Annotated in this window: 22 protein-coding genes and 1 riboswitch; of the genes, 8 read left to right on the forward strand and 14 right to left on the reverse strand. The window is 69.6% G+C overall.

Going from position 1 to position 21,846, the window contains the following annotated elements; translation table 11 throughout:
* Position 1: 1 nt before the first annotated feature.
* The 3 genes from A5767_RS10345 to A5767_RS10355 form a co-directional block, all read right to left on the reverse strand.
* Complete coding sequence (locus A5767_RS10345; RefSeq protein WP_019291110.1) at positions 2-643, reverse strand: superoxide dismutase family protein; 642 nt, start codon at positions 641-643, stop codon at positions 2-4.
* A gap of 91 nt (positions 644-734) precedes the next feature.
* Positions 735-1,379: a LytR C-terminal domain-containing protein gene (locus A5767_RS10350; protein ID WP_006553644.1), complete on the reverse strand. Its 645-nt coding sequence runs from the start codon at positions 1,377-1,379 to the stop codon at positions 735-737.
* Positions 1,380-1,456: 77 nt separating this feature from the next.
* The gene (locus tag A5767_RS10355) at positions 1,457-1,807 is read right to left on the reverse strand and encodes a DUF3263 domain-containing protein (protein ID WP_006553645.1); all 351 of its coding nucleotides are present in this window, start codon (positions 1,805-1,807) and stop codon (positions 1,457-1,459) included.
* Between the two features lie 132 nt (positions 1,808-1,939).
* Here A5767_RS10355 and A5767_RS10360 point away from each other — a divergent pair, with 132 nt between their 5' ends.
* From A5767_RS10360 to A5767_RS10370, 3 genes are read left to right on the forward strand one after another with little or no spacing between them, the layout of a single operon-like run.
* Entirely contained in the window at positions 1,940-2,536 is a 597-nt protein-coding gene (locus tag A5767_RS10360) for a peptide deformylase (protein ID WP_024101813.1), read from the forward strand.
* Positions 2,537-2,558: 22 nt separating this feature from the next.
* Positions 2,559-3,524, forward strand: coding sequence for an N-acetylglutamate synthase, CG3035 family (locus A5767_RS10365; protein ID WP_064852235.1), 966 nt, complete (start codon positions 2,559-2,561; stop codon positions 3,522-3,524).
* Positions 3,525-3,542: 18 nt separating this feature from the next.
* The gene (locus A5767_RS10370) at positions 3,543-4,346 is read left to right on the forward strand and encodes an exodeoxyribonuclease III (RefSeq protein ID WP_006553648.1); all 804 of its coding nucleotides are present in this window, start codon (positions 3,543-3,545) and stop codon (positions 4,344-4,346) included.
* Between the two features lie 36 nt (positions 4,347-4,382).
* Here the strand turns inward: A5767_RS10370 and A5767_RS10375 are convergent, their stop codons facing one another.
* Positions 4,383-4,781: a GNAT family N-acetyltransferase gene (locus tag A5767_RS10375; protein ID WP_019291107.1), complete on the reverse strand. Its 399-nt coding sequence runs from the start codon at positions 4,779-4,781 to the stop codon at positions 4,383-4,385.
* A 158-nt stretch (positions 4,782-4,939) separates the two neighbouring features.
* On the opposite strand from A5767_RS10375, the gene thiD reads away from it, so the two are divergent.
* On the forward strand, positions 4,940-5,785 hold the full coding sequence (thiD, locus tag A5767_RS10380; RefSeq protein WP_006553650.1) for a bifunctional hydroxymethylpyrimidine kinase/phosphomethylpyrimidine kinase: 846 nt from the start codon (positions 4,940-4,942) through the stop codon (positions 5,783-5,785).
* Between the two features lie 12 nt (positions 5,786-5,797).
* Here thiD and A5767_RS10385 read toward each other — a convergent pair whose 3' ends face one another.
* The 7 genes from A5767_RS10385 to thiO all read right to left on the reverse strand — a co-directional run bounded on the left by A5767_RS10385 (position 5,798) and on the right by thiO (position 11,837).
* On the reverse strand, positions 5,798-7,270 hold the full coding sequence (locus A5767_RS10385) for a M20/M25/M40 family metallo-hydrolase (protein ID WP_231913161.1): 1,473 nt from the start codon (positions 7,268-7,270) through the stop codon (positions 5,798-5,800).
* Positions 7,271-7,384: 114 nt separating this feature from the next.
* On the reverse strand, positions 7,385-8,164 hold the full coding sequence (locus A5767_RS10390) for an ABC transporter permease (protein WP_006553652.1): 780 nt from the start codon (positions 8,162-8,164) through the stop codon (positions 7,385-7,387).
* Positions 8,164-9,093 carry an ATP-binding cassette domain-containing protein gene (locus tag A5767_RS10395; RefSeq protein ID WP_039585666.1) on the reverse strand — a complete coding sequence of 310 codons (930 nt, stop codon included), beginning with the start codon at positions 9,091-9,093 and terminating at the stop codon, positions 8,164-8,166. The genes A5767_RS10390 and A5767_RS10395 overlap by 1 nt, the downstream gene beginning before the upstream one ends.
* Before the next feature lie 68 nt (positions 9,094-9,161).
* Positions 9,162-9,695 carry a hypothetical protein gene (locus A5767_RS10400; protein WP_231913162.1) on the reverse strand — a complete coding sequence of 178 codons (534 nt, stop codon included), beginning with the start codon at positions 9,693-9,695 and terminating at the stop codon, positions 9,162-9,164.
* A gap of 90 nt (positions 9,696-9,785) precedes the next feature.
* A complete protein-coding gene (locus tag A5767_RS10405) occupies positions 9,786-10,571 on the reverse strand; it encodes a thiazole synthase (protein ID WP_006553655.1) in 786 nt (261 codons plus the stop codon).
* Entirely contained in the window at positions 10,564-10,776 is a 213-nt protein-coding gene (gene thiS / locus A5767_RS10410) for a sulfur carrier protein ThiS (RefSeq protein ID WP_006553656.1), read from the reverse strand. The genes A5767_RS10405 and thiS overlap by 8 nt, the downstream gene beginning before the upstream one ends.
* Entirely contained in the window at positions 10,773-11,837 is a 1,065-nt protein-coding gene (gene thiO, locus A5767_RS10415; RefSeq protein ID WP_039585483.1) for a glycine oxidase ThiO, read from the reverse strand. The genes thiS and thiO overlap by 4 nt, the downstream gene beginning before the upstream one ends.
* Positions 11,834-11,946: riboswitch (TPP riboswitch) on the reverse strand. Its footprint overlaps the gene before it by 4 nt.
* Positions 11,947-11,972: 26 nt before the next feature.
* On the opposite strand from thiO, the gene thiE reads away from it, so the two are divergent.
* Positions 11,973-12,662: a thiamine phosphate synthase gene (gene thiE, locus A5767_RS10420; RefSeq protein WP_033096181.1), complete on the forward strand. Its 690-nt coding sequence runs from the start codon at positions 11,973-11,975 to the stop codon at positions 12,660-12,662.
* Positions 12,663-12,666: 4 nt separating this feature from the next.
* On the opposite strand, the gene A5767_RS10425 is transcribed toward thiE, so the two are convergent.
* Positions 12,667-13,521 (reverse strand): NUDIX hydrolase, encoded by an 855-nt coding sequence (locus A5767_RS10425; RefSeq protein WP_006553659.1) that lies wholly within the window; start codon positions 13,519-13,521, stop codon positions 12,667-12,669.
* 137 nt (positions 13,522-13,658) lie between these two features.
* Here A5767_RS10425 and A5767_RS10430 point away from each other — a divergent pair, with 137 nt between their 5' ends.
* Genes A5767_RS10430 through A5767_RS10440 form a run of 3 tightly spaced genes read left to right on the forward strand, consistent with a single transcriptional unit; the run spans position 13,659 to position 18,276 of the window.
* Complete coding sequence (locus A5767_RS10430) at positions 13,659-15,011, forward strand: hypothetical protein (protein ID WP_019291100.1); 1,353 nt, start codon at positions 13,659-13,661, stop codon at positions 15,009-15,011.
* Positions 15,008-15,970, forward strand: coding sequence for a glutamate ABC transporter substrate-binding protein (locus tag A5767_RS10435; protein ID WP_082937662.1), 963 nt, complete (start codon positions 15,008-15,010; stop codon positions 15,968-15,970). The genes A5767_RS10430 and A5767_RS10435 overlap by 4 nt, the downstream gene beginning before the upstream one ends.
* Positions 15,971-15,975: 5 nt before the next feature.
* Positions 15,976-18,276 carry a serine/threonine-protein kinase gene (locus A5767_RS10440; RefSeq protein ID WP_082937664.1) on the forward strand — a complete coding sequence of 767 codons (2,301 nt, stop codon included), beginning with the start codon at positions 15,976-15,978 and terminating at the stop codon, positions 18,274-18,276.
* A gap of 7 nt (positions 18,277-18,283) precedes the next feature.
* Here A5767_RS10440 and A5767_RS10445 read toward each other — a convergent pair whose 3' ends face one another.
* Together A5767_RS10445 and pta are read right to left on the reverse strand one after the other, a co-directional pair.
* Positions 18,284-19,498: an acetate/propionate family kinase gene (locus tag A5767_RS10445; protein ID WP_006553664.1), complete on the reverse strand. Its 1,215-nt coding sequence runs from the start codon at positions 19,496-19,498 to the stop codon at positions 18,284-18,286.
* Positions 19,495-21,579, reverse strand: coding sequence for a phosphate acetyltransferase (gene pta / locus A5767_RS10450; RefSeq protein ID WP_039585489.1), 2,085 nt, complete (start codon positions 21,577-21,579; stop codon positions 19,495-19,497). Before pta ends, A5767_RS10445 begins: the two co-directional genes overlap by 4 nt.
* Positions 21,580-21,846 lie beyond the last annotated feature (267 nt).

Here is a 21,846-nt window from a genome sequence, read left to right on the forward strand (position 1 = left end):
CTCACCCGATGACGCCGCAGGCGAGGCGTGCGCCAAGGTTGTCCTGGTGCACGACCACAGAGGCGCCGTCCTCACCTTCGAGGTCCTCGAGGCCGAAGGCCGAGGTGGTGACGGTGGCGGTGGCGGTGCCGTCCTCGTGGACGACGAGCGAGACCAGGTCGCCGCTCTCCGGGACGGAGGTGTTGCCACCGGCCTGCAGGTGGGCACCGGCCGACAGGAAGGCGCCGGGCTCGCCGCCGTTCGGCGCGGTGGACTGGGGCTCGCAACGGCCGAACTCGTGGATGTGGACACCGTGGTAGCCGGGCTCGAGACCCTCGACCTCGATGGTCACCTCGACGTCGCCGCCGTTCTCGGCGAACGACACGGTGCCGGCCGACTCGCCGTCGACCGTGGTGAGCTCCGCGGTGAGCGCAGCAGCGGAGGCGGAGCCACCGGCGTGCGACTCGCTCCCACCCTCGGTGCCGTGGTCGTCGCCGTGGGCCTCGGAAGCGGGCGCGGCGGATCCCGTCCACACCGGCGGAGTCGTCCCCGGCTCGGTGCTCGCCTCCTCGCTGTTCGAGCACGCAGTCAGGCCCACCGCGGCGATCGCGACGATCGGGGCCAGAGCACGCCAGGACATGCGACGGGTGGAACTGGAGACCATCAAACCGCTCCTTCGAAGTGCCGAAAAGTCACCCGATCATAACCGGGCGTCTCCGGCGACCACCCGGTGGCGGACCGACACGGTTCCGGCGCTAACGCGAAGTGACGATGACGATCACTCCGGGGGCGGCGTCGCGGATGCCCTCGAAGCGCGGTTGCGCGGTGACACCGAGCGACTCGGCGACGGCTGTCGCGGTCTGCTGCTCTCCGGGAGACGACCCGTAGAACACCGAGGTCTGCTGGAGCAAGCCCTCGCTGTAGTTGCCCGTTTCACTGATGGTGTACCCCTCGTCCTCGAGGTAGGCCGCGGTCTGCGCGGCGAGGCCCGCGACCTCCGAGTTGTTGAACACGCGCACCGGTGCCGTCGCGGAGGCCGAGGTGTCGGACGCGAACGCGGTTCCGCTCCCCACGGGCATGGAAGGAGCCGAAGACACGGCCGTGGTGGTGGTCGCACCGTCCCCGGCGTCGGACGTGCCCCCGTTCGCGGCAGCGGGCGCGGGCGCGGTGGGCACCGCGGCCGAGCGCGTGGACGGTGCGGCCGGCGCAGCAGCGGTCGTCGTCGTGGGTGCCGCCGCGGGAGCGGGTTCGTCGTCGGAATCACCGAGCGAGGCGAAACCGAGACCGGCGAACAGGATGCCCAAGGAGATCAGGACCATCGCGAACGCACGCAGAGGCGGTCCCGAGGGTGCGGGCGCGCGGCTGGGGATCTCGGGGGTTCTGCTCACGACCTCGACCATAGTTGCCCGAGCACACGCAGCGCTGCCGACCGGCCGCGCGTGTCGATATCGCATTATCCGGCCCGACGGCCGCCCGTCTAACGGGTGTCGAAACCGAGCCGGCGGGCCGCGCGGGCCTTCTGACGGCTCGCACGCAACCGCCGCAGCCGCTTGACCAGCATCGGATCGGCGGCGAGCGCCTCGGGACGATCCACCAGAGCATTGAGCACCTGGTAGTAGCGAGTGGCGGAGAGACCGAAGAGTTCCTTGATGGCGTCCTCCTTGGCACCGGCGTACTTCCACCACTGCCGTTCGAACGCCAGGATGTCGAGATCGCGACGGCTCAGGCCGTTCGCCTCGTCGCCGGTGGGTTCCTGCGCGGATGCGCCGTCGCCCTGCTGGGACACGAGATCGGACCGGTCGTTGCCGTGCGCTGCTGCGCCGTCCATTTCCCTCCTCGACTGACTGGATCACACCGTGACGAAGAGTCCTTGCGTCTCGGCGGAAGTCATTCAATCACGGGGTGGGGACACATACCGGTTCGAGAACGCCGCGAGTCGATCCCATTATCCTGTGTCACCATGGCCATTCTTCCCATCGTCATCGTCGGCGACCCCGTCCTGCACAACCCGACCCGGCCGGTGACCGAGTCACCCGCCGAACTCGCTCAGCTGATCGCCGACATGTTCGAGACGATGGACGCGGCCAACGGCGTCGGCCTCGCCGCCAACCAGGTCGGTGTGGACAAGCGACTGTTCGTCTACGACTGCCCCGACCGCGACGAGTCCGGCAAGGTCGCGCGCCGGCGTGGCGTCGTCGTCAACCCGATCCTCGAGACCTCGGAGATCCCCGAGACGATGCCCGACCCCGAGGACGATCTCGAGGGCTGCCTGTCCGTGCCGGGCGAGAACTTCCCCACCGGTCGCGCCGACTGGGCGAAGGTCACCGGTACCGACGAGAACGGTGAGCCCGTCGAGATCGAGGGCCACGGATTCTTCGCTCGCATGCTGCAGCACGAGGTCGGGCACCTCGACGGCTTCCTGTACGTCGACGTTCTGATCGGGCGCAACGCCCGCGCCGCGAAGAAGACCATCAAGCGCGCCGGATGGGGCGTCCCGGGCCTGACCTGGCTCCCGGGTTCGGTGGAGGACCCGTTCGGCCACGACGAGGACGACTGACGAGGCGACCGGCGAACCGTCGATGACGACCGACCGTCCGGCCCCGTCCGTACCCCTCGGTACCCGGGTGGTGCTGCGGTACCGCCTGCCCGCCGGCTACAGCCACCCGATGACCGATGTCATCGGTGAACTCGTCTCCGTCGAACCGGTGGTCGCGGTGCGCACCGCCGACGGCCGTGTCGTCCAGGTGTCCCCCACCTCGGTCGTCGCGCTCAAGCCGATCGCGGCGCGGCCGATCCGCGTCTCGGAGATCCGCGCGCTCGAGCACGCCGCCGCCGCGGGGTGGCCCGGTCTCGAATCGGCCTGGGTGGACGGCTGGCTCGTGCGCGCCGGACACGGTTTCACCCGGCGCGCCAATTCGGCAACGCCGCTGGGTGAACGCGGCACCGTGGCGGACCCCGCCGATCCGGCGGTGCGCGCCCGGCTCCGTGAATGGTTCGCGGCACGCGGATTGCCGCTGCGGCTGCTGGTGCCCGATCGACTCGCCCGCATCCCCGAGGGGTGGCCGACCTCGGAGCCGGTGCTCGTGATGGGCGCCGACCTCGCGAACATCCCCTTGCCGCCGGAGCCCACCCCGGTCACGATCACCGAGCGGCCGGACGCCGACTGGATGTCGCTCCACCGCGCCGACGCCGACCCGCTGCTCGCGCAGGACGTGCTCGGCTCGGTGGCCGCGGGGATCCTCGGGTTCGGCCGCATCGGTGCACCCGGGCAGCCGCCCCTGGCGATCTGCCGCGCGGCGATCACCGATGCGCCGGACGGACGCCGCTGGGTGGGTCTGTCGACCGTCGAGGTCGCTCCCGAACACCGGCGTCGCGGACTCGGCACACTCGTGTGCGGTGCCCTGCTGCGCTGGGCACGCGAGCACGGCACGACCCACGCATATCTGCAGGTCGAGGAGTCGAACACCGCGGCGCGCGCCCTGTATCGCGAACTCGGCTTCGTCGACCACCACCGCTACCGATACGCCTCCGAACCCGTCGGATAGGTCGCCTACAGTGGGCGTGTGCGCCTTGCTACCTGGAATGTGAACTCCGTCCGTGCCCGTACCGACCGCATCCTCGACTGGTTGCAGCGAACCGACACGGATGTGCTCGCGATGCAGGAAACCAAGTGCAAGGACGAGCAGTTCCCGTACGAACGCTTCGAGGAACTCGGCTACCGCGTCGCGCACGTCGGACTGAGCCAGTGGAACGGTGTGGCCATCGCGTCGCGCGTGGGCCTCGACGACGTGCAGATCGGCTTCGAGGACCAGCCCGGTTTCTCCAAGGACCCGGAGGTCGATCCGGCGCTCGAGGCGCGGGCGATCGGGGCGACGTGCGCGGGTGTGCGCGTGTGGAGCCTGTACGTCCCCAACGGCCGCGACCTCAACGACCCGCATTACACCTACAAGCTCGACTGGCTCGCCAAGCTGCGCGCCGACGCGCACGCCTGGGCCACCGCAGCGCCCGGGCAGCCCATCGCGCTGGTCGGCGACTGGAACGTCGCCCCCACCGACGACGACGTGTGGGATCCGGCCTTCTTCGAGGGCAAGACGCACACTTCGCAGCCCGAGCGCGACGCCTTCCACGCGTTCGCCGACGTCGGCTACACCGACGTCGTCCGTCCGTACGCGCCCGGCCCCGGGGTCTACACCTACTGGGACTACACCCAGCTGCGCTTCCCCAAGAAGCAGGGGATGCGGATCGACTTCGTCCTCGGATCACCGGCCTTCGCGGCACGGGTGACGGGCGCCGAGATCGACCGCAACGAACGCAAGGGCAAGGGCGCGAGCGACCACGCACCGGTCGTCGTCGACCTCGACCTCTGAGCAGGTCCCGCGTCGGGTGGACCGCCCGCACAGGCATCAGGCCTTGCGGGCAGGCACCTTGCGCTGCGGCTGCTTGCGCCGGGTCTCTTTGCGGTGGGGGTCCGTGCGCGGCAGCTCGAGAGCCACGACGACGTCGCGGTAGTTCTCGTGCGACGACACGAATCGCTGCACATAGGTGCACACCGGCCGCACCCGCCAGCCTCTGCTGCGAGCGAGATCGAGCGAACCACCGACGAGGACGGCCGCGAGACCCCGATGACCGAAATCCTCGACGATCACGGTGTGCATGAAGTCGACGACCGGCGGGTTCGGCGCCGGAACGCGTTCGAAGTCGTAGTACGCCAGGATGCCGACGAGATCGCCGTTGAGGCGCAGTTCGAACCGGTTCTGGTCGGCGTTGTCCGACACGGCGAGGTCCGGCGAACTCGTGTTCATGAGCGCCTCCAATAGGGGTGTTGCGTGATCGAACTGTGACCTGTGCCACTATAGAGCAACGAGGCGACCACCGGCAGCAACGCTGTCGTGTTTCGCAAAGTGCACCCGCCTCAGCGCCTCCCGGCCGTGTTCGAACACACCCTCGGTAGGGTGTCCGCGTGGACCTTCTGCCCCTGTCGCCTCGAGGCGAGACCCCGGTTCGAGCCCTCACCATCGCCGGCACCGACTCCGGAGGCGGAGCCGGCATCCAGGCCGATTCCCGCACGATGGCGATGTGCGGTGTGCACGCATGCGTCGCGGTGGCCGCCGTCACCGTCCAGAACTCCGTCGGCGTCCGCGGGTTCCACGAGATCCCCGCCGAGACCGTGGCCGACCAGGTGCGGTGCGTGGTCGAGGACATCGGGGTGTCCGCAGCGAAGACGGGCATGCTCGCCTCCACGCAGATCATCGAGGCCGTCGCACAGGTGTGCTCCGAGGTGGGCATCGGCCGCGACATGGAGGTACCGCTCGTCGTCGACCCGGTCTGCGCATCGATGCACGGCGACCCGCTGCTGCACTCCGACGCGCTCGACGCGATCCGCGGGGTGCTCATCCCCCTCGCCACCGTCGTCACCCCGAATCTCGACGAGGTACGGCTGATCACGAGCATCGAGGTCGTCGACGACGCGTCGGCCCGGCGCGCCGCCGAAGCGCTCCATGCGCTCGGCGCCCAGTGGGTGATCGTCAAGGGCGGTCATCTGCGCAGCTCGGAGAAGAGCACCGACCTGCTGTTCGACGGCGACCGTTTCCTCGAGTTCAGCACGCCGCGCATCGAGACCGGCAACGACCACGGCGGCGGCGACACGCTCGCAGCCGCGATCGCGTCCGCCCTCGCGCATGGCCGGTCGGTGCCCGAGGCAGTCGAGTTCGCGAAGGAATGGATCACGAAGTGCCTCGAGTGGTCCTACGACCTCGGTCACGGCCACGGCCCGGTCAACCCGTTGTGGAGACTGCACGAGCGCTGATCGCGCCCGTCTTCACTCGGTGAACTCGGCGCGCACCTCGGCCCGCTGGTCACTTGCGGGCACCCCGTCGGGTCCGTCGATCGAATTCGCGTAGACAGCCGTGCCGTAGGCGACGGCGGCGGCCGCCGCGGCGAACGCGTCGCGGTCGATGCCGGCCAGGGTGTCCTCGGGGGTGTGGTAGTTCGGGTCGAAGGGCTGGTCGGCGGTGCCACCCCACCGGTCGGCCTGTTCGGGGGTCTTGACGTCGTCGGCGCCGGTGAACACCCCGCCCGCGGGGATGCCGAAGGCGACGAACGGACCGTAATCGGAACGGCCGTCGAAATCCGTTCCGCCGACCTCGATTCCGCGTTCGTCGAAGAACTGCGCGAAGGTCCGTTCGATACCCGCCGAGCCCTCCGGTCCGGGTCCTTCACCGACGGCGTCGGAGTCGTCGCCGTCGAACACCAGATATCCGGCGTTGGGCGAGCCGAGCATGTCGAAGTTCAGGTACAGGGCGATGTCGAGTCGTTCCTCGTCGGACAGCGACTCGACGTACCTCGTGGAGCCGACCAGTCCGACCTCCTCGGCGCCCCAGAACGCGAACCGCACGGCGTTGGTCACGCCCGGCTCGCTGCCGAGTTGCAGCGCGGTCTCGAGGACGGCGGCGACGCCGGTTCCGTTGTCGTTGATCCCCGGTCCTTCGGGGACGCTGTCGAGGTGCGCGCCGACGACGACCACGTCGTCGGTCGAGCCGGTGCGCGTCTGCGCGATCACGTTGCGCGACTTCCTGTCCTCGGTGCGGGTCTGGAGTGTCACCGTCACGGTGGTCGCGGCGGACAGGCGCTCGGCGTCGGCCCCGGCCACGCCTCCGACCGGGATGCGGGGGGTCGATTCCGCCCCGAGACCGGCGGCGGCGAGCGGGCCGTCCTCGTTGTTGGCGACGAGCAGCGCGGCCGCTCCCCGTTCGGCGGCGACCTGCTCCTTGACGGCGAAGGTGCACACGCCGCGATCGACGATCACCACCGCGCCGGTCGCGTCGATGCCGTCGTAGTCGGTGGCCTCGCAGCCGGGGGTGTCGTCGGGGGCGATGCGCACGACGCGCGCGGTGAGCCCCTCCGGTCCCGTCGACGGCGACATGCCGAGTGCGCTCACGCCCATCGGCTCCCCGTCGACGGTGAGCTGCTCGTTCTCGACGGCGAACAGGGTCGTGTCGAACTCCGGTGTCTGCACGTCGAATCCGGCGTCGCGCAGGGCTCCGGCGACGTAGTCGACGCTCGCGTCGTAGCCGGGGGTTCCGAGCGAACGGTTTCCGTCGTTCTCGCCGGCGATCCGTTCGAGTTCCGTCAGGTGCGTCATGACGGCATCGAGTTGCACGGCGTCGGCGAGCGCCGTCGGGTCGACGGGCGGCGCCTCCACCTCCGCCTCCGAGCATCCCGCCGTCAGCAGTACACCGGCGGCGATCAGGGCCGCTCCCCGCATGCCGTATCTCGTCTGCGCCCACGCCATCGACCGAGCGTACACAAAAGCACTGCGCCGCACGGGGAAAGCGTGCGGCGCAGTGTGCGGAGGCAGAACCTGCGGCGTGTCGAGGTAGTACCTCAGGCGTGTCGAGACAGTACCTCAGGCGTCGCGGCGGTTGACCACCACGAGTGAGGCCGCGAACACCAGGAACGAGAAGGCCGCGAAGTACAGGAGCGATCCCCATGGACCCCAGTGGAATTCGATTCCCTGCCCGATACCCAGGAAGTTGTTCGCGTTCGCGAACGGCAGGAACGGCTGGATCTCGCGGCCCACCGAACCGAACAGCGCGAACAACGACTCGAGCAGCAGCGGCCACAGCATCAGCAGCGCGATCGTGCCGGCCGACTGCCGCAGCAGCGTGCCCACACCGACCGCGAGGAAGACGCACAGGAACGCGTAGATCGCGGTGCCGTAGACCGCGCGCCACGCCGTGTCGCCGCTGAGGACGAGCTCGCGACCTGCGTCGGGCCCGGCCAGTGCCTTCGCGAGGTAGAAGGCACCGAACGAGACCGCGAGTGTCAGCACCGCGCCCAGCACACCGATGAGCAGGGCCTTCATCGTCAGGAGCAGGGTGCGGTTCGGGGTGGCCTGGAAGGTCGTGCGGATGACCCCGAAACGGTATTCGCTGGTGACCGACAGTGCCGCGAGGATCATGAGCACCAGCACACCGAAGCCGGTGACGCCGCTGACCGCGACGTCCACGGTCGGATAGAACCGTCCCAGTTCGTCGTCCATCCCGGCCGACGCGCGGGAGACCGACCCGAGGATCGCGGCCAGACCCAGACCGAGGGCGACGATGACGAGGGTGCACCACAGCGGTGACTGCACCGACGTGAGCTTGATCCGTTCGGCCCGCAGTGTGTCGAGCGCCGTACTCATCACAGTCCACCCTTCATGACGTCGTCGACTCCGGATCCGTGGTATTCGACCTCGCCACCGGTGAGTTTCATGAACGCTTCCTCGAGCGACGCGTTGCGGCCCGCGAGTTCGTGCAGCACGATCGACCGGGTCGCAGCGAGTTCGCCGATCTCCGCCGCCGGAGCGCCCGAGACGTGCAGGGCACCGTCGTTCTCCCGCACAGTGTGCCCGCGTTCGGTGAGCGCGGTGCGCAGCTCGTCGAGTTGCGGGCTGCGCACGACGACGAACGAGTCGGACGCGCGGTCGACGAACGCCTTCACCGAGGTGTCGGCGATGAGCCGTCCACGGCCGATGACGATGAGATGTTCGGCGGTCTGCGCCATCTCCGAGAGCAGGTGGCTGGACACGAGCACCGTGCGGCCTTCCGTGGCGAGCGCCTGCATGAACCTCCGGATCCACACGATGCCCTCGGGGTCGAGGCCGTTGACCGGTTCGTCGAACAGCAGCACGCGCGGGTTGCCGAGCAGTGCGGCGGCGAGACCGAGTCGCTGCGACATGCCGAGCGAGAAGCCGCCGGCGCGCTTGCCCGCGACCTCCGTCAGTCCCACCTGGCGCAGAACCTCGTCGACACGCGAGGCAGGCAGACCGTTCGACGCGGCCAGCCAGGCGAGATGCGACCGCGCCGACCGGTTGGGATGCACCCACTTCGCATCGAGCAACGCCCCGACGGTGGTGAGCGGCCGTGTCAGCTCGCTGTACGGCTTCCCTTCGATCAGTGCGGTTCCCGAGGTCGGCCGGTCCAGCCCCAGGATCATGCGCATCGTGGTGGACTTCCCCGCGCCGTTGGGGCCGAGGAAGCCGGTGACGATGCCGGGACGGACCGTGAACGTCAGGTCGTCGACCGCGGTCGTGGACCCGAAGGTCTTGGTCAAGCCGGTCACTTCGATCATGCGCACCACCCTACGTGCGGCTCCGGCGAGCGCATCCGATCACACTCCCCGGAGCCGCACGCGGTGCGTCAGGGGACGAAGACCTCGGTGGTGACCGGGATGCTCGGTCGCTCGGTACGCATCGTCAGGGCGACGCGGCCGGGCCCGGGGAACACGTGCATGAACAACGGCCGGGTGCTCGTGTGGAAGGCCGGCACGAAGCGGGTCTCCGTACCGCGGGCACCGGTGTCGAGGTTGTGCCAGTCGAAAGCGACGGTGACGTCGCAGTTCAGGATGCTCGGCGTCCACTCGCCGAGAAGCGAGTAGCCCTGCGTGATCCGCAGTTCGATCCCGTGGGTGGCACCCGGCGCCGAGGAGTACTCGTAGAGCGGGCCGTCGAAGGCGGTTCCACCGGCGCGCACGATGCCGGCGCAGATGCCGTCGACCAATGTCAGCACGGGTGGCGTGGACAACTCCGTCGTCGCGCACGACCTCGGTCCGGTGTTCGACCAGCCCATCTGACACGGTTCCTGGGCGCCCGCGACACCCGGCGCCGCGACGGCGACGACAGTGCCCATGAGCCCGGCAGCGGCGGCAGCGAGAATTCTGTGTGCAACTGTCATGCCCGGGGATCGTACAGACCGATCGGTAACCCGTCGCGCGACAATCGGAAACCCCTGAACACCAAGGTGCTCAGGGGCTTCCCGTACCGGTCACGGCTCCATCGGCGAAGATGCCTGGGCCCAGAAGCGTTTCGGGATCCGGCCGGCGTGCCGGGCACGGAATCCCGCTTCGACGGCGTGACGCATCGCCGACGCCATCAGCGCCGGATCCTTCGCGCGGGTGACGGCGGTCGCGAGCAGCACGGCGTCGCAACCGAGTTCCATCGCGAGCGCCGCGTCGGAGGCGGTTCCGATTCCCGCGTCGAGGATCACCGGCACACCCGCAGCCTCGACGATCATCTCGATGTGGTGCGGGTTCGAGATACCGAGGCCGGTCCCGATCGGCGAGCCGAGCGGCATCACCGCGGCACAACCGACGTCCTCGAGGCGCCGCGCGAGGACGGGATCGTCCGTCGTGTACGGCAGGACGACGAAGCCGTCGTCGACGAGTTGTTCGGCCGCGGAGACGAGTTCGATGGCATCGGGCAGCAGCGTCCGTTCGTCGGCGATGACCTCGAGTTTCACCCAGTCGGTCTCCAGCGCCTCCCGCCCGAGCTGCGCGGTCAGCACGGCTTCCTTCGCGCCGCGGCACCCGGCAGTGTTCGGCAGCGGTTCGATGCCGAGGCGGCGCAGCAGGTCGAGGACACCGGTTCCGGAGGCCGCGTCGACACGGCGCATCGCGACGGTGGTCAGTTCGGTGCCCGACGCGACGAGTGCCTCCTCGAGCACGGCCAGGTTCGCCGCGCCACCGGTGCCGGTGATCAGCCGCGACCCGAAGGTGCGGCCGGCGATGGTCAGCTGCGGCAGGTCGGCGCCGGGATCGTGTGTGTCAGCCACCCTGGACCGCCGTGAGGATCTCGATGCTCGCTCCGCGTGTGACCGGCTCCGACCAGCGGCCGCGCGGGCACACGACACCGTCGACGGCGACCGCGATGCCCTTCTCGGGCAGACCGAGCTCGTTCAGCAGTTGTGACACGGTCGGGGCCGCGTCGTAGTACTTGTCCTCACCGTTGACGGTGATGCCCACGGACACGTTCGTCATCCCACACTCGCTTCCGTAATTCGTCCAGGACAGGCGTACTGCGCGTCGGCCAGCGACCGCCCACCGAGTTCGGCGAGCACCGCGTCGACGGTGAGCGGCGTGAGCAGCACACCGTTGCGGCCGTGGCCGGTCGCGGCGACGACACGATCGGAGAGCCGGCCGATCAGCGGCAGGTTGTCGGGGGTCATCGGGCGCAGGCCCGCGCTCGCCTCGAACAGTTCGTACTCGCCGAGCGCAGGAAAGATCTTCTCGGCGTCGGCGATCAGATCGCGCACCCCGGCCACCGTGACCTGTGTGTCGGACGCCTCGTACTGTGTGGCGCCCACGACGAGGCCGTCGTGGCGGGGCACCAGATAGGCGGGGCGTCCGTGGACACTCGCGCGCACGGTGCGCTGCGGCGGCGGGGTCGCGCCCGGCCGCACCCGCAGGCGCAGGATCTCGCCCTTGACCGGACGGACCGGAAGGCCCGGCCACAGTCGCGCCGACGCCGAGCCGGCGGCGAGCACCACCTGATCGTCGGGAAGGTCGGCGAGATCGTGGACGGCGGCGTCGGAGAAACGCACCCCGGCCGCGGTGGCCGCGACGCGCAGGGCGTCGACGAGCGTACGGTTGTCGACCGACGACTCGGTGGGCGCGAGCAGTCCGAGACGCACCTTCGGCCCGAGCGACGGTTCGAACTCCCGGATCTCCGCACGGGAGAGCAGACGCATCTCGTGCCCCCGCTCCCCGACCCATTCGGCGACGGTCCGCAAGTCGGCCGCGTCCGCCGCGTCGAGCGCGACGGTCAGCGACTCCTCGGCGGTGAACACGTCGACGCCGGTCTCCGCGCGCAGTGCATCCGCGAATCCGGGCCAGCGGTCGAGCGAGGCCGCACCCAGGGACAGCACGTGGTCCTCACCGGGCCAGCCCTCGGACAGCGGGGCCAGCATCCCGCCGGCCACCCACGAGGCGCCACTGCCGGGATTCGGGTCGTGCACGGTCACGATGTGCCCCGAGCGGGCCGCGCGCCATGCGATCGACAGCCCGATCACTCCGCCACCCACGACGGCCACAGTTGCCATTGGTCCACCTCACTCCCTGCGCCGGCATGATCCGGGTCAGGTCATAACGGTCGGGGCCGGCAGGCCCCCTCTCAGCCCCGCGAACCTCGGGACTCCCGTGTCGTCACTTTCTGCTTAGAGGCTACCGTCTTGGTCGTGACCACCTATCGCGGCAACCATCCCGACCCGCGCGGCCGCCTCGCGACCGCCCGGTTGTATCTGTGCACCGACGCTCGCCGGGACACCGGCGACCTCGCACGGTTCGTCGAGGAGGCCCTCGCCGGTGGGGTCGACATCGTCCAGTTGCGCGACAAGGACTCGGCCGGCGAGAAGAAGTTCGGACGCCTCGAGGCACGCGAGGAACTCGCCGCCCTCGAGATCATCGGCGAGGCGTGTGCACGCCACGGTGCGCTCCTGGCCGTGAACGACCGCGCCGACATCGCGCTCGCGTCGGGCGCCGACATCCTGCATCTCGGTCAGGGCGACCTGCCGGTGCGGCACGCGCGGCAGATCCTCGGCGACGAGATCGTCATCGGCCGCTCGACGTCGAGCCGCGCGCAGGCTGCGCTCGCCGACATCGAGGAGGGCGTCGACTACTTCGCATCCGGGCCGGTGTGGGACACACCGACCAAGCCGGGACGGACCGCAGCGGGGCTGGAGGTGACGCGCGAGGTCACGCAGTCGCAGCCGGCACGGCCGTGGTTCGCGATCGGCGGCATCGATCTCGAGCGACTCCCCGAGGTGCTCGACGCCGGTGCCACGCGGGTCGCGGTGGTCCGGGCGATCACGAAGGCATCCGATCCGCGGGCAGCCGCGGCGGCGCTGAAGGCCGCACTCCCGACCTGAGGCGTTACAGCCAGCCCAGCACGGCCGAGGGCGACATCGCGATCGTGCCCCTGGGCAACCGCGCGCGCAGGCCGCGATCCGCGGTGACCACGACCGTCACCCCGGGGTCGACCACGGCCGTCGTGGTGGAGGCCAGCCGGGTCAGTTCGTCGTCGCCGCTGCCGTCCGCGCTGTGCACCGGGATCCGGACGTCGTCGATCGTCGCGTCGCGGGCATGCCCTTCGAGGACCGCTTCGACGCGGGGGACCCAGCCGAACGTCCCGTCGGGAATTTCGACGGTGCGGGGCAGGACCGCGGCGAGGTCGGCGAGCAGGGCGCTCGTCGCGCCGGGGCGGTCGCGCCACCATCCGGTGGGGCCGCTCGCTCCGAGCACGTTCGCGGTGTCGAGCAGCATGCGTACCGGTGAGGTGCGCAGCGACGGCCACGCCTCGGCGAAGCCGCTGTGCAGCGGCATCGCCTCGACCTCCGGTTCGGGCACCCAGCGCAGTTCGGTGCTCTCCTGGTTGAGACTGGTCACGAGAGTTTCGGTGGCGTCGGCGACGACGGTGGTGTAGGTCCATCCGCCCGCGAGACCGGAGGTGACGCGCTCGGCGCGTACCGTCACGGCCGCGAGATCGATGCCGGCCTCCTCGTGGGCCTCCCGCACGGCGGCGTCGACGGTGCTCTCGTGCGAGTCGCGCGCTCCACCGGGAAGTGCCCACGTCCCGCCCTGGTGCGACCATGCCGCCCGATGCTGCAGGAGAACCGCGGGGCGACCGTCCGCGAGCGGAGCGCGCAGCAGCAGACCTGCGGCGCCGTGCCGTCCCCAGCGCTTCTCGCCGTCCGGTCCGACCGCCCAGCCGTCACCGTCTCCACGCATTGCGTCCGCCTCTCCGACCCGCCCTCGCCCGGACCTGTACCCGGTACCGGATCCCCGCCGTCCGTGGACGGCAACAATACCGCCGGGCTGCTTATATGCTCCCCTCAGACCGCTCGACACGAGGAAGGGAGTGCCCGGTGGACGTACGGATCACCCCTCCCTTCGCTCCTGTCGAGAGCCACATCCGCGACGACGCCGATACGGACACTCCGGACGCCCGGTTCGACGACGCTCGTGCCCTGCTCCGGTCCACGCCGGTCCGGTTGGTGGTCCTCGGGGTGGTGCTCACCGTGCTGCTCGTCGCCTCGGCAGCGGTCTCCGCAACGATGGTGTCCGGCAGGCAGGCCACCCACGATCGTCTCCTCGCGTCCATCGAGCCGCTCGCCAGCGCGGCCCAGAATCTCTACAGCGCGCTGTCGGTGGCCGACGCCGCCGCCGTGACGGGCTTCATCTCGGGCGGACTCGAACCGGAGGCGGTGCGCAGTCGCTACATCCGGGCGACCAACGAGGCCGCGGAATATCTCGTCATCGCGGCGACCGGCCTGACCGATGCCGACCGCGAGACCGCGCACAACCTGACGGAGATCGGGCGGCTGCTGCCCGTCTACACGGGTCTCATCGAGACGGCTCGCACCAACAACCGCACCGGGCATCCGGTCGGCGCCGCATATCTCGGCGAGGCCTCGCACCTGATGCAGACCGAACTGCTCCCCGCCGCGCAGGAACTGCACACGCGCGGCGTCGCCGCGGTCGAGGACACCCAGCGCGACGCGGTGCGACCGCCCTGGCTCGCGATCGGATTGCTCCTCGTCACGGTCGCTGCCCTGTGCGTGGCACACGCCGTCGTGAGCCGCCGCAGTCGTCGCACCCTCAATCCCGGAATCCTCGTCGCGATCGGCGCGACCGGCGCGCTGCTGTGCTGGTTGCTCGTCGCGGGCCTGGCCTCGTCGAGTGCCACCGAACGCGCCATCGAGCGCGGTGCGGCACCGCTCGCCGATCTCACCGAGGGCCGGATCCTCGCCCAGCAGTCGCGTACCGCCGAGACCCTGCTGATCGCCCGGCGCGACACGACCGGCGCGTACGACGACACCTTCGAGACCAACATGGCGCGGCTCGGCGACATCCTCGACGAGTACGGTCGCGATTCCGCCCTCGAGGCGGGCGCCGAGGCAGTGGAGACCGCCCGGTCGGCGCACGACGCATGGATCAACTCGCATGCACGCATGGTCGACGCCCTCGTCCGCGGCGACTACGCAGCGGCCTCGGTCCTCGCGGTCGGTGCAGGTCCCGGCGAGTCCACCGCCCGGTTCGTCGCTCTCGATGCGGCCCTGACGGAAGGAATCGACGACACCCGCACCGAACTGCGCGACAACGAGTTCCGCGCCTCCCGCACCCTCGCCGGCCTCGCACCGATGTCGGTGGTGCTGCTGACGGTGGCGCTGGTCGGCGTGTGGGTCGGTCTCCGGCCCCGGTTGAAGGAGTACCAGTGAGAGAGCGCGTTCTCGTCGCGGGCCTGTGCGTCGTCTCCGCACTCGCCGGCGGGTGCGCGACCGACCCCCCACCGCGCGCCCCCGGCCTCCAAGGGACGACGACCTCTCTCCCGCTTCCCGAGAACGCGCGGATGCTCGAGTCGTCGGTGGCCACACCGCCCGCCCCCGACTGCGGCGATCCCACCGCCTCGCTTCCCCCGGACCCGAACGCCACCGGACCTGCGATCGATCGGATCCGCACGCGCGGCCGGCTGATCGTCGGCCTCGACACCGGCAGCAACCTCATGAGCTACCGCGACACCGCGACCGGGCGCATCACCGGTTTCGACGTCGACATCGCACGTGAGCTCGCCCGCGACCTCCTGGGCGATCCCGACCTCGTCGACTACCGCATCCTGTCGTCGGCCGAGCGCGAGAAGGCGCTGCAGGACTCCACCGTCGACATCGTCGCGAAGACCATGAGCATCACGTGCGCCCGACGCGAGAAGGTCGACTTCTCCACCGAGTACTTCCGAGCCCAGCAGCGCGTGCTCGTCGTCCGGGGATCCGGCATCCGCTCCGCCGCCGATCTCGCCGGCCGGCGCGTGTGCATCGTCGAGGGCACCACCTCGCTGCTCCGGATGCGAGAAGTGCAGCCGTCGGCGTCGATCCTCACCGTGCCGTCGTGGGCCGACTGCCTCGTCGTCCTCCAGCAACAGCAGGTCGACGCCGTGAGCACCGACGACACGATCCTCGCCGGACTCGCCTCACAGGACCCCTATCTCGAACTCGTCGGCCCCTCCCTGGGATCGGAGCCGTACGGAATCGGAATCCGGCTGGGCAGCGACGAGCTCGTACGCTTCGTCAACGCCACCCTCGAACGGATCCGCTCCGACGGGACGTGGACGGCGCTGTACGAGAAGTACCTGCGGGTGCTCGGTCCCACTCCGTCACCCCCGACACCGAACTACCGGAAGTGACGGCCATGTCCGACGAACCCGAACCGGCCGATACCCCGTCGGCCGATTCCGGCCCCGCCACCGAACGCGGCCCCGGCCCCGTCCCCGCCACGCGGCCCGACTCCACCCAGCGCTCGTCGATCTGGTCCGGCTCGTCCTCCCAGCGTTCGTCCTCCCAACGTTCGTCGAACCGCCGCATCCGGCCGCGCGGAACCCAGCGTCGCCGCATCGCCGGCCTCGTCGACGTGCCGGTCCCCACCACGAAGGATCCGGTCGACGCTGTCCTCCGCGATCCTCACGTCTCCGAAGGCAAGAGGTTCTGCGCGAAGTGCGGACAACCGGTGGGACGCAGCACCCCGTCGGGGCCGGGTCCCACAGAAGGTGATTGCCCCCAGTGCGGAACACATTTCCAGTTCACTCCGGCCCTGCACCGCGGGGACCTCGTCGCCGGGCAGTACGAGGTGCAGGGTTGTCTCGCCCACGGCGGACTGGGATGGATCTACCTCGCGATCGACCGCAACGTGAGCGACCGCTGGGTAGTGCTGAAGGGCCTGCTGCAGAGTGGCGACGCCGAGGCCCAGGCGGTCGCGGTGGCCGAACGCCAGTTCCTGGCCGAGGTCAGCCATCCGAGCATCGTGCAGATCTACAACTTCGTCGAGCACCCCTCACCCGACGGCACCCCGATGGGATACATCGTCATGGAGTACCTGGGTGGTCACACCCTGCGTACCGTGCTCGACAACTATCCCCCACCGAACCGCATCCCCGTCGAGCAGGCCATCGCATACATGCTCGAAGTGCTACCGGCACTGCAGTATCTGCACGACATCGGACTGGTCTACAACGACCTCAAGCCCGAGAACATCATGGTCACCGACGAGCAGATCGAACTCATCGACCTCGGCGCCGTCTCCGCGATCGAGGGATACGGCTATCTGTACGGGACGCCGGGATATCAAGCACCCGAGATCGTCCGGACCGGGCCGACGGTCGCGAGCGACATCTACACGGTCGGACGCACACTCGCGGTGCTCACCCTCGACATGCCCTCGGACAAAGGCCGTTACCGCGACGGTCTGCCCACCCCCGAGCAGGCTCCCCTGCTCGACGAGTTCGACTCCTTCCACCGCCTGCTCCTGCGGGCCACGAACCCCGATCCGCAGCAGCGCTTCTCGTCCGCCGACGAATTGCACGGACAGCTCACCGGTGTGCTGCGCGAGATCCTGTCGAAGAAACTCGGCACCGAACACCCCGGACTGTCCCGGCTGTTCAGCCCGCCCCGCACGACCTTCGGCACCGACGAGGCACTCGTCCCCACCGACGTGTACGCCGACGGGATCGAGCGCGACCCCAAACTGCGGGGCCAGGATGTCGCGGCGGCACTGCCCGTCCCCCTGCTCGACCCCAACGATCCGAGTGCCGCGCTCCTCGCCGCCGCGGTGCACAGCGAACCGCAGCAGACCCTCGACTCGCTCCGGCACGCGCGCGAGAACGGGGTCGGGCGGGTCGTCGGAGCATCCGACGTGTCGTTCTCCAAGGAGATCACCCTCGCCGAGGTCCGCGCCCATCTCGATCTCGGGCAGGTCGACAGCGCGGTGGAGATCCTCACCCGCCTCGAGCGCGAGTTCGGCGACGACTGGCGCATGGACTGGTACGCCGGCATCGCCGAACTGCTGCAGGACGACTACGAGGCAGCGTTCACCCGGTTCGACAAGGTGCTGCACGCGCTTCCGGGTGAGATCGCCCCGAAGATCGCACTCGGGGCCACCGCCGAACTGACGCTGCAGCATTGGGAGAGCGACGACCCCGACGCGTGGCGACGCTTCTGCGAGCAGTCCTACCGGGTCGTGTGGCGCACCGATCACGCCGTCGTCAGCGCGGCCTTCGGGTTGGCACGCCAGCTCACCGCCCGCGACGAGATCCGCGCCGCCGTGGACGTGCTCGACGAGGTCCCCACGACCTCCCGGCACCACAGTGCCGCGACCATGACCGCCGCGCTGATCCTGTTACGAGGCGGTCGCGTCGAGGAGATCTCCGAGGCGGATCTGCGCGAGGCCGCGCACCGGATCGCGTCGCTGCCTCCCGACGAGGGTCGCGCCCTGCAGATGCGCGCACTGGTCCTCGGGACAGCGCTCGAATGGGTGCGCAGTGGACGGGCATCGAGTCGCGAGTACGACCGCATCCTCGACGTACCGTTCACCGAGAAGGGACTCCGCCTGGGCACCGAGGCGGCGCTGCGGCAATTGGCGCGCAACGCCCCTTCCCGCACACACCGCTACACCCTCGTCGACCTCGCGAACGCGATCCGGCCGCGCAGTTTGACCTGATCAGAAGTCAGCGCCGGGCGAACTGCACGGCCGCGCGGGCGATGGCGAGTTCCTCGTTCGTGGGGATCACGAGCACCTCCACCTGCGACGAGTCGGCCGAGATCCGGCGTTCCCCGTCGTCGTCGGCAGTGTTGCGCGCATCGTCGACGACGATGCCGAGCCGGTCGAGGCCGGAGAGGCTGTCGCGCCGGACGTCGACGTTGTTCTCCCCCACCCCACCGGTGAACACGATTGCGTCGACGCCGCCGAGCTCGAAGGTGTAGGCGCCCACGTACTTCCGGATGCGATGCACGTAGACTTCGTACGCGAGTCGCGCGTCCTCGTCGCCCTCGCCGACGAGCTTCAGCAGAGCCCGGAAGTCGTTGACACCCGACAGCCCCTTCAGGCCCGAATGCCGGTTGAGCAGGTCGTCGATGGCGTCGACCTTCAACCCGGCCGCCCGGTTGAGGTGCATGACGACACCCGGATCGATGTCGCCGCTGCGCGTGCCCATGACGAGACCCTCGAGCGGGGTCAGTCCCATCGAGGTGTCGATCGGGCTCCCACCTGCGACCGCCGACGCCGACGCACCGTTACCCAGATGGAGCACAACCAGATTCAGGTCCGCGATGTCGCGTCCGAGGAACTCCGCGGCACGCCCCGACACGTATTCGTGTGAAGTACCGTGGAATCCGTACCGCCGGATGTCGTGCTTGTGGGCGATGTCGCGGTCGATCGCATAGGTCGCCGCGTGCGGCGGAAGACCGTGGAAGAAGGCGGTGTCGAAGACACCCACATGGGGGATGTCGGGCAGTTCCTCCCGCGCGACCTCCATTCCCACGACGTTCGCCGGATTGTGGAGGGGCGCAAGGATCGACAATTCGTCGACGGCGCGGACCACGTCGTCGTCGATCAGGGTCGGTTCGTAGAAGACCTTGCCGCCGTGCACGAGTCGGTGTCCGACGGCGACGATGCCCACCTCGTGCAGCGGACGGCCCAGCCCTTCGAGCATCTCCAGTACCGCACGCAGTCCGGTCCGGTGGTCGGCGATGGCGTCGTTGCGTTCGTCCGCCCCCGCCGTGTGGTGGAAGACGATCCGGCCCTCCGGTTCCCCGATCCGCTCGATCAGTCCGTGCGCCAGCGACTTTCCGCTCTCCGGTTCGATCAGCTGGAACTTGATCGACGACGATCCGGAGTTGAGGACCAGGACGGTGCCTGCGGTGACCGGGTTCGGGCTGCTCACGCGTCTTCCTCCTGCGCCTGGATCGCGGTGATGGCGATGGTGTTGACGATGTCCTGGATCAGGGCGCCCCGCGAGAGGTCGTTGACCGGCTTGTTCAGGCCTTGCAGGACGGGTCCGACGGCGACGGCACCGGCGCTGCGCTGCACGGCCTTGTAGGTGTTGTTGCCGGTGTTCAGGTCCGGGAAGATGAACACCGTGGCGCGTCCGGCGACGTCGGAGTCGGGCAGCTTCGCGCTCGCGACCGTCGGTTCGATCGCCGCGTCGTACTGGATCGGACCTTCCACCGGCAGGTCGGGTCGCCGCTCCCGCACCAACGTCGTGGCCGAGCGGACCTTGTCGACGTCGGCACCCGAACCGGATTCGCCGGTGGAGTACGACAGCATCGCGACCCTCGGGTCGATGCCGAACCGGGCGGCGGTCGCGGCGGACGAAATCGCGATGTCGGCGAGCTGGTCGGCGGTCGGGTCGGGGACGACGGCGCAGTCGCCGTACGCGAGGACACGGTCGGCGAGGCACATCAGGAAGATGCTCGACACCGTGGAGACGCCCGGTTCGGTCTTGATGATCTCGAGGGCGGGGCGGATCGTGTGGGCGGTGGTGTGGGCCGCGCCCGAAACCATGCCGTCGGCCAGTCCCAGGTGCACCATCATCGTGCCGAAATATGAGATGTCGCGCATGATCTCGCGTGCACGTTCGACGGTCATGCCCTTGTGGGCACGCAGCCGCGCGTACTCCTCCGCGAACCGGTCGGCGTGCTCGGAAGTGCGCGGGTCGAGGATCTGCGCCTGCGACAGGTCCACCCCGAGTTCCGACGCCCGCTGGCGGACGGCTGCCTCGTCGCCGAGGATCGTCAGCTTCGCGATGCCACGCTGGAGCACGCGTCCGGCGGCTCGAAGGATGCGGTCGTCCTCGCCCTCGGGCAACACGATGTGCCGCTGCTGGGCCCGCGCGCGGTCGATGAGCTGGTATTCGAACATCTGCGGGGTGGTCACGGACGGTCGCGGCAGTCGCAACCGGTCGAGCAGAGAACGGGAATCGACGTGTCGTTCCATGAGCGCGAGTGCCGTGTCGATCTTGCGCTGTGCGCCGAGGGCCATGCGGCCTCGGGTGCGGTCGGCAGCCGAGGCGGTGTCGAAGGTGCCGAGTTCGGTGGTGAGTATCGGCAGCGACGGCTTCAAGGCCGTGACGAGCTGCGCGATCATCGGGTGCGGCAGCAGGCCCCCGTTCATGATGATGCCGGCGAGCGTCGGGAATCCTTCGGCGGCATTGGCATTGACCAGCGCGAGGATGACGTCGGAGCGGTCGGCGGGAGCGATGACGACGACGCCGTCGGTGAGCCGCTCGAGAATCCGTTCGGCGGTCATGCCACCGACCATGATCCGCAGCGCTTCCCGCTGCAGCAGGTCGGGGTCACCGCTGTAGAGCTCGCCTCCGATCGCGGTCTGCAGCTCGGCCATCGTCGGCGCGACCAGTGCGGGCACCTCCGGGAGCGTCCACACCGGTTCGGTGCGGTCGCCGAGAGCCCGGGCGATCTCGTCGAGTGCATGGGGGTCGCAGCGGTTCACCACCACCGCGCCGAGATGCGCGTGCTGTCCCGCGAGCTCGTTCGCACACACACCGGCGAGCTGGGCGATCTCCGAGGGCGTGCGGCGGGAGCCGCGCAGGACGAGCAGTACCGGGGCGTCGAGGTTCGCCGCGATGCGGGCGTTGTACGACAGTTCGCTGGGGTTGGCGATCTCGGTGTAGTCGCTGCCGACGATGACGACGGCGTCGCAGCGGTCCGCCACCGCGTGGTACTTGCCGACGATGTCGCTGAGCGCGGCGTCCGGGTCGTCGTGGACGTCGTCGTAGGTGACGCCGATGCAGTCCTCGTAGGCGAGGTCGACGGTGGTGTGTTCGAGCAACAGTTCGAGGATGTAGTCGATGTCGCTGTCGGAGCGCGCGATGGGACGGAAGACACCGACGCGGGCGGTGGACGCGCACAGCGTCTGCAGCACGCCCAGGGCGACCGTCGACTTCCCGGTGTCCCCTTCCGGAGCTGCGATGTAGATGCTCGAGACGGACCCTGCAGCAGCACTCATGGATTCCACCCTAACTGCAAACTTTGCTCCGTCCCGCGTACCCGCGCACACGCCCGGCCGGCGGTGTCCGGCCGGGCATGGGAGTCGCGGGATGTCAGGACTGGGTCTGCAGCACGCGCGGGGTGTCGGGCTGCTCGGTGCCGCTCCTACTCAGCGGAGAAGCGGCACCTTGCGGGTCGGACGTCAGGTGAGTGCGCGCAGGCGCGGGGCGAGGTCGCGCTCGAACAACTCCAGGAACCGCTTCTGATCATGACCCGGCGCATGGAA

The organism is Rhodococcus sp. 852002-51564_SCH6189132-a (assembly GCF_001665495.1).
GTDB lineage: Bacteria > Actinomycetota > Actinomycetes > Mycobacteriales > Mycobacteriaceae > Rhodococcus > Rhodococcus pyridinivorans.

Coding starts and splice junctions, on each gene's coding strand:
- A5767_RS10345 (WP_019291110.1), bottom strand. CDS start 643: ATGGTCTCCAGTTCCACCCGTCGCATGTCCTGGCGTGCTCTGGCCCCG.
- A5767_RS10350 (WP_006553644.1), bottom strand. CDS start 1,379: ATGGTCGAGGTCGTGAGCAGAACCCCCGAGATCCCCAGCCGCGCGCCC.
- A5767_RS10355 (WP_006553645.1), bottom strand. CDS start 1,807: ATGGACGGCGCAGCAGCGCACGGCAACGACCGGTCCGATCTCGTGTCC.
- A5767_RS10360 (WP_024101813.1), top strand. CDS start 1,940: ATGGCCATTCTTCCCATCGTCATCGTCGGCGACCCCGTCCTGCACAAC.
- A5767_RS10365 (WP_064852235.1), top strand. CDS start 2,559: ATGACGACCGACCGTCCGGCCCCGTCCGTACCCCTCGGTACCCGGGTG.
- A5767_RS10375 (WP_019291107.1), bottom strand. CDS start 4,781: ATGAACACGAGTTCGCCGGACCTCGCCGTGTCGGACAACGCCGACCAG.
- A5767_RS10385 (WP_231913161.1), bottom strand. CDS start 7,270: ATGGCGTGGGCGCAGACGAGATACGGCATGCGGGGAGCGGCCCTGATC.
- A5767_RS10390 (WP_006553652.1), bottom strand. CDS start 8,164: ATGAGTACGGCGCTCGACACACTGCGGGCCGAACGGATCAAGCTCACG.
- A5767_RS10395 (WP_039585666.1), bottom strand. CDS start 9,093: ATGATCGAAGTGACCGGCTTGACCAAGACCTTCGGGTCCACGACCGCG.
- A5767_RS10400 (WP_231913162.1), bottom strand. CDS start 9,695: ATGACAGTTGCACACAGAATTCTCGCTGCCGCCGCTGCCGGGCTCATG.
- thiS (WP_006553656.1), bottom strand. CDS start 10,776: ATGACGAACGTGTCCGTGGGCATCACCGTCAACGGTGAGGACAAGTAC.
- thiO (WP_039585483.1), bottom strand. CDS start 11,837: ATGGCAACTGTGGCCGTCGTGGGTGGCGGAGTGATCGGGCTGTCGATC.
- A5767_RS10425 (WP_006553659.1), bottom strand. CDS start 13,521: ATGCGTGGAGACGGTGACGGCTGGGCGGTCGGACCGGACGGCGAGAAG.
- A5767_RS10440 (WP_082937664.1), top strand. CDS start 15,976: ATGTCCGACGAACCCGAACCGGCCGATACCCCGTCGGCCGATTCCGGC.
- pta (WP_039585489.1), bottom strand. CDS start 21,579: ATGAGTGCTGCTGCAGGGTCCGTCTCGAGCATCTACATCGCAGCTCCG.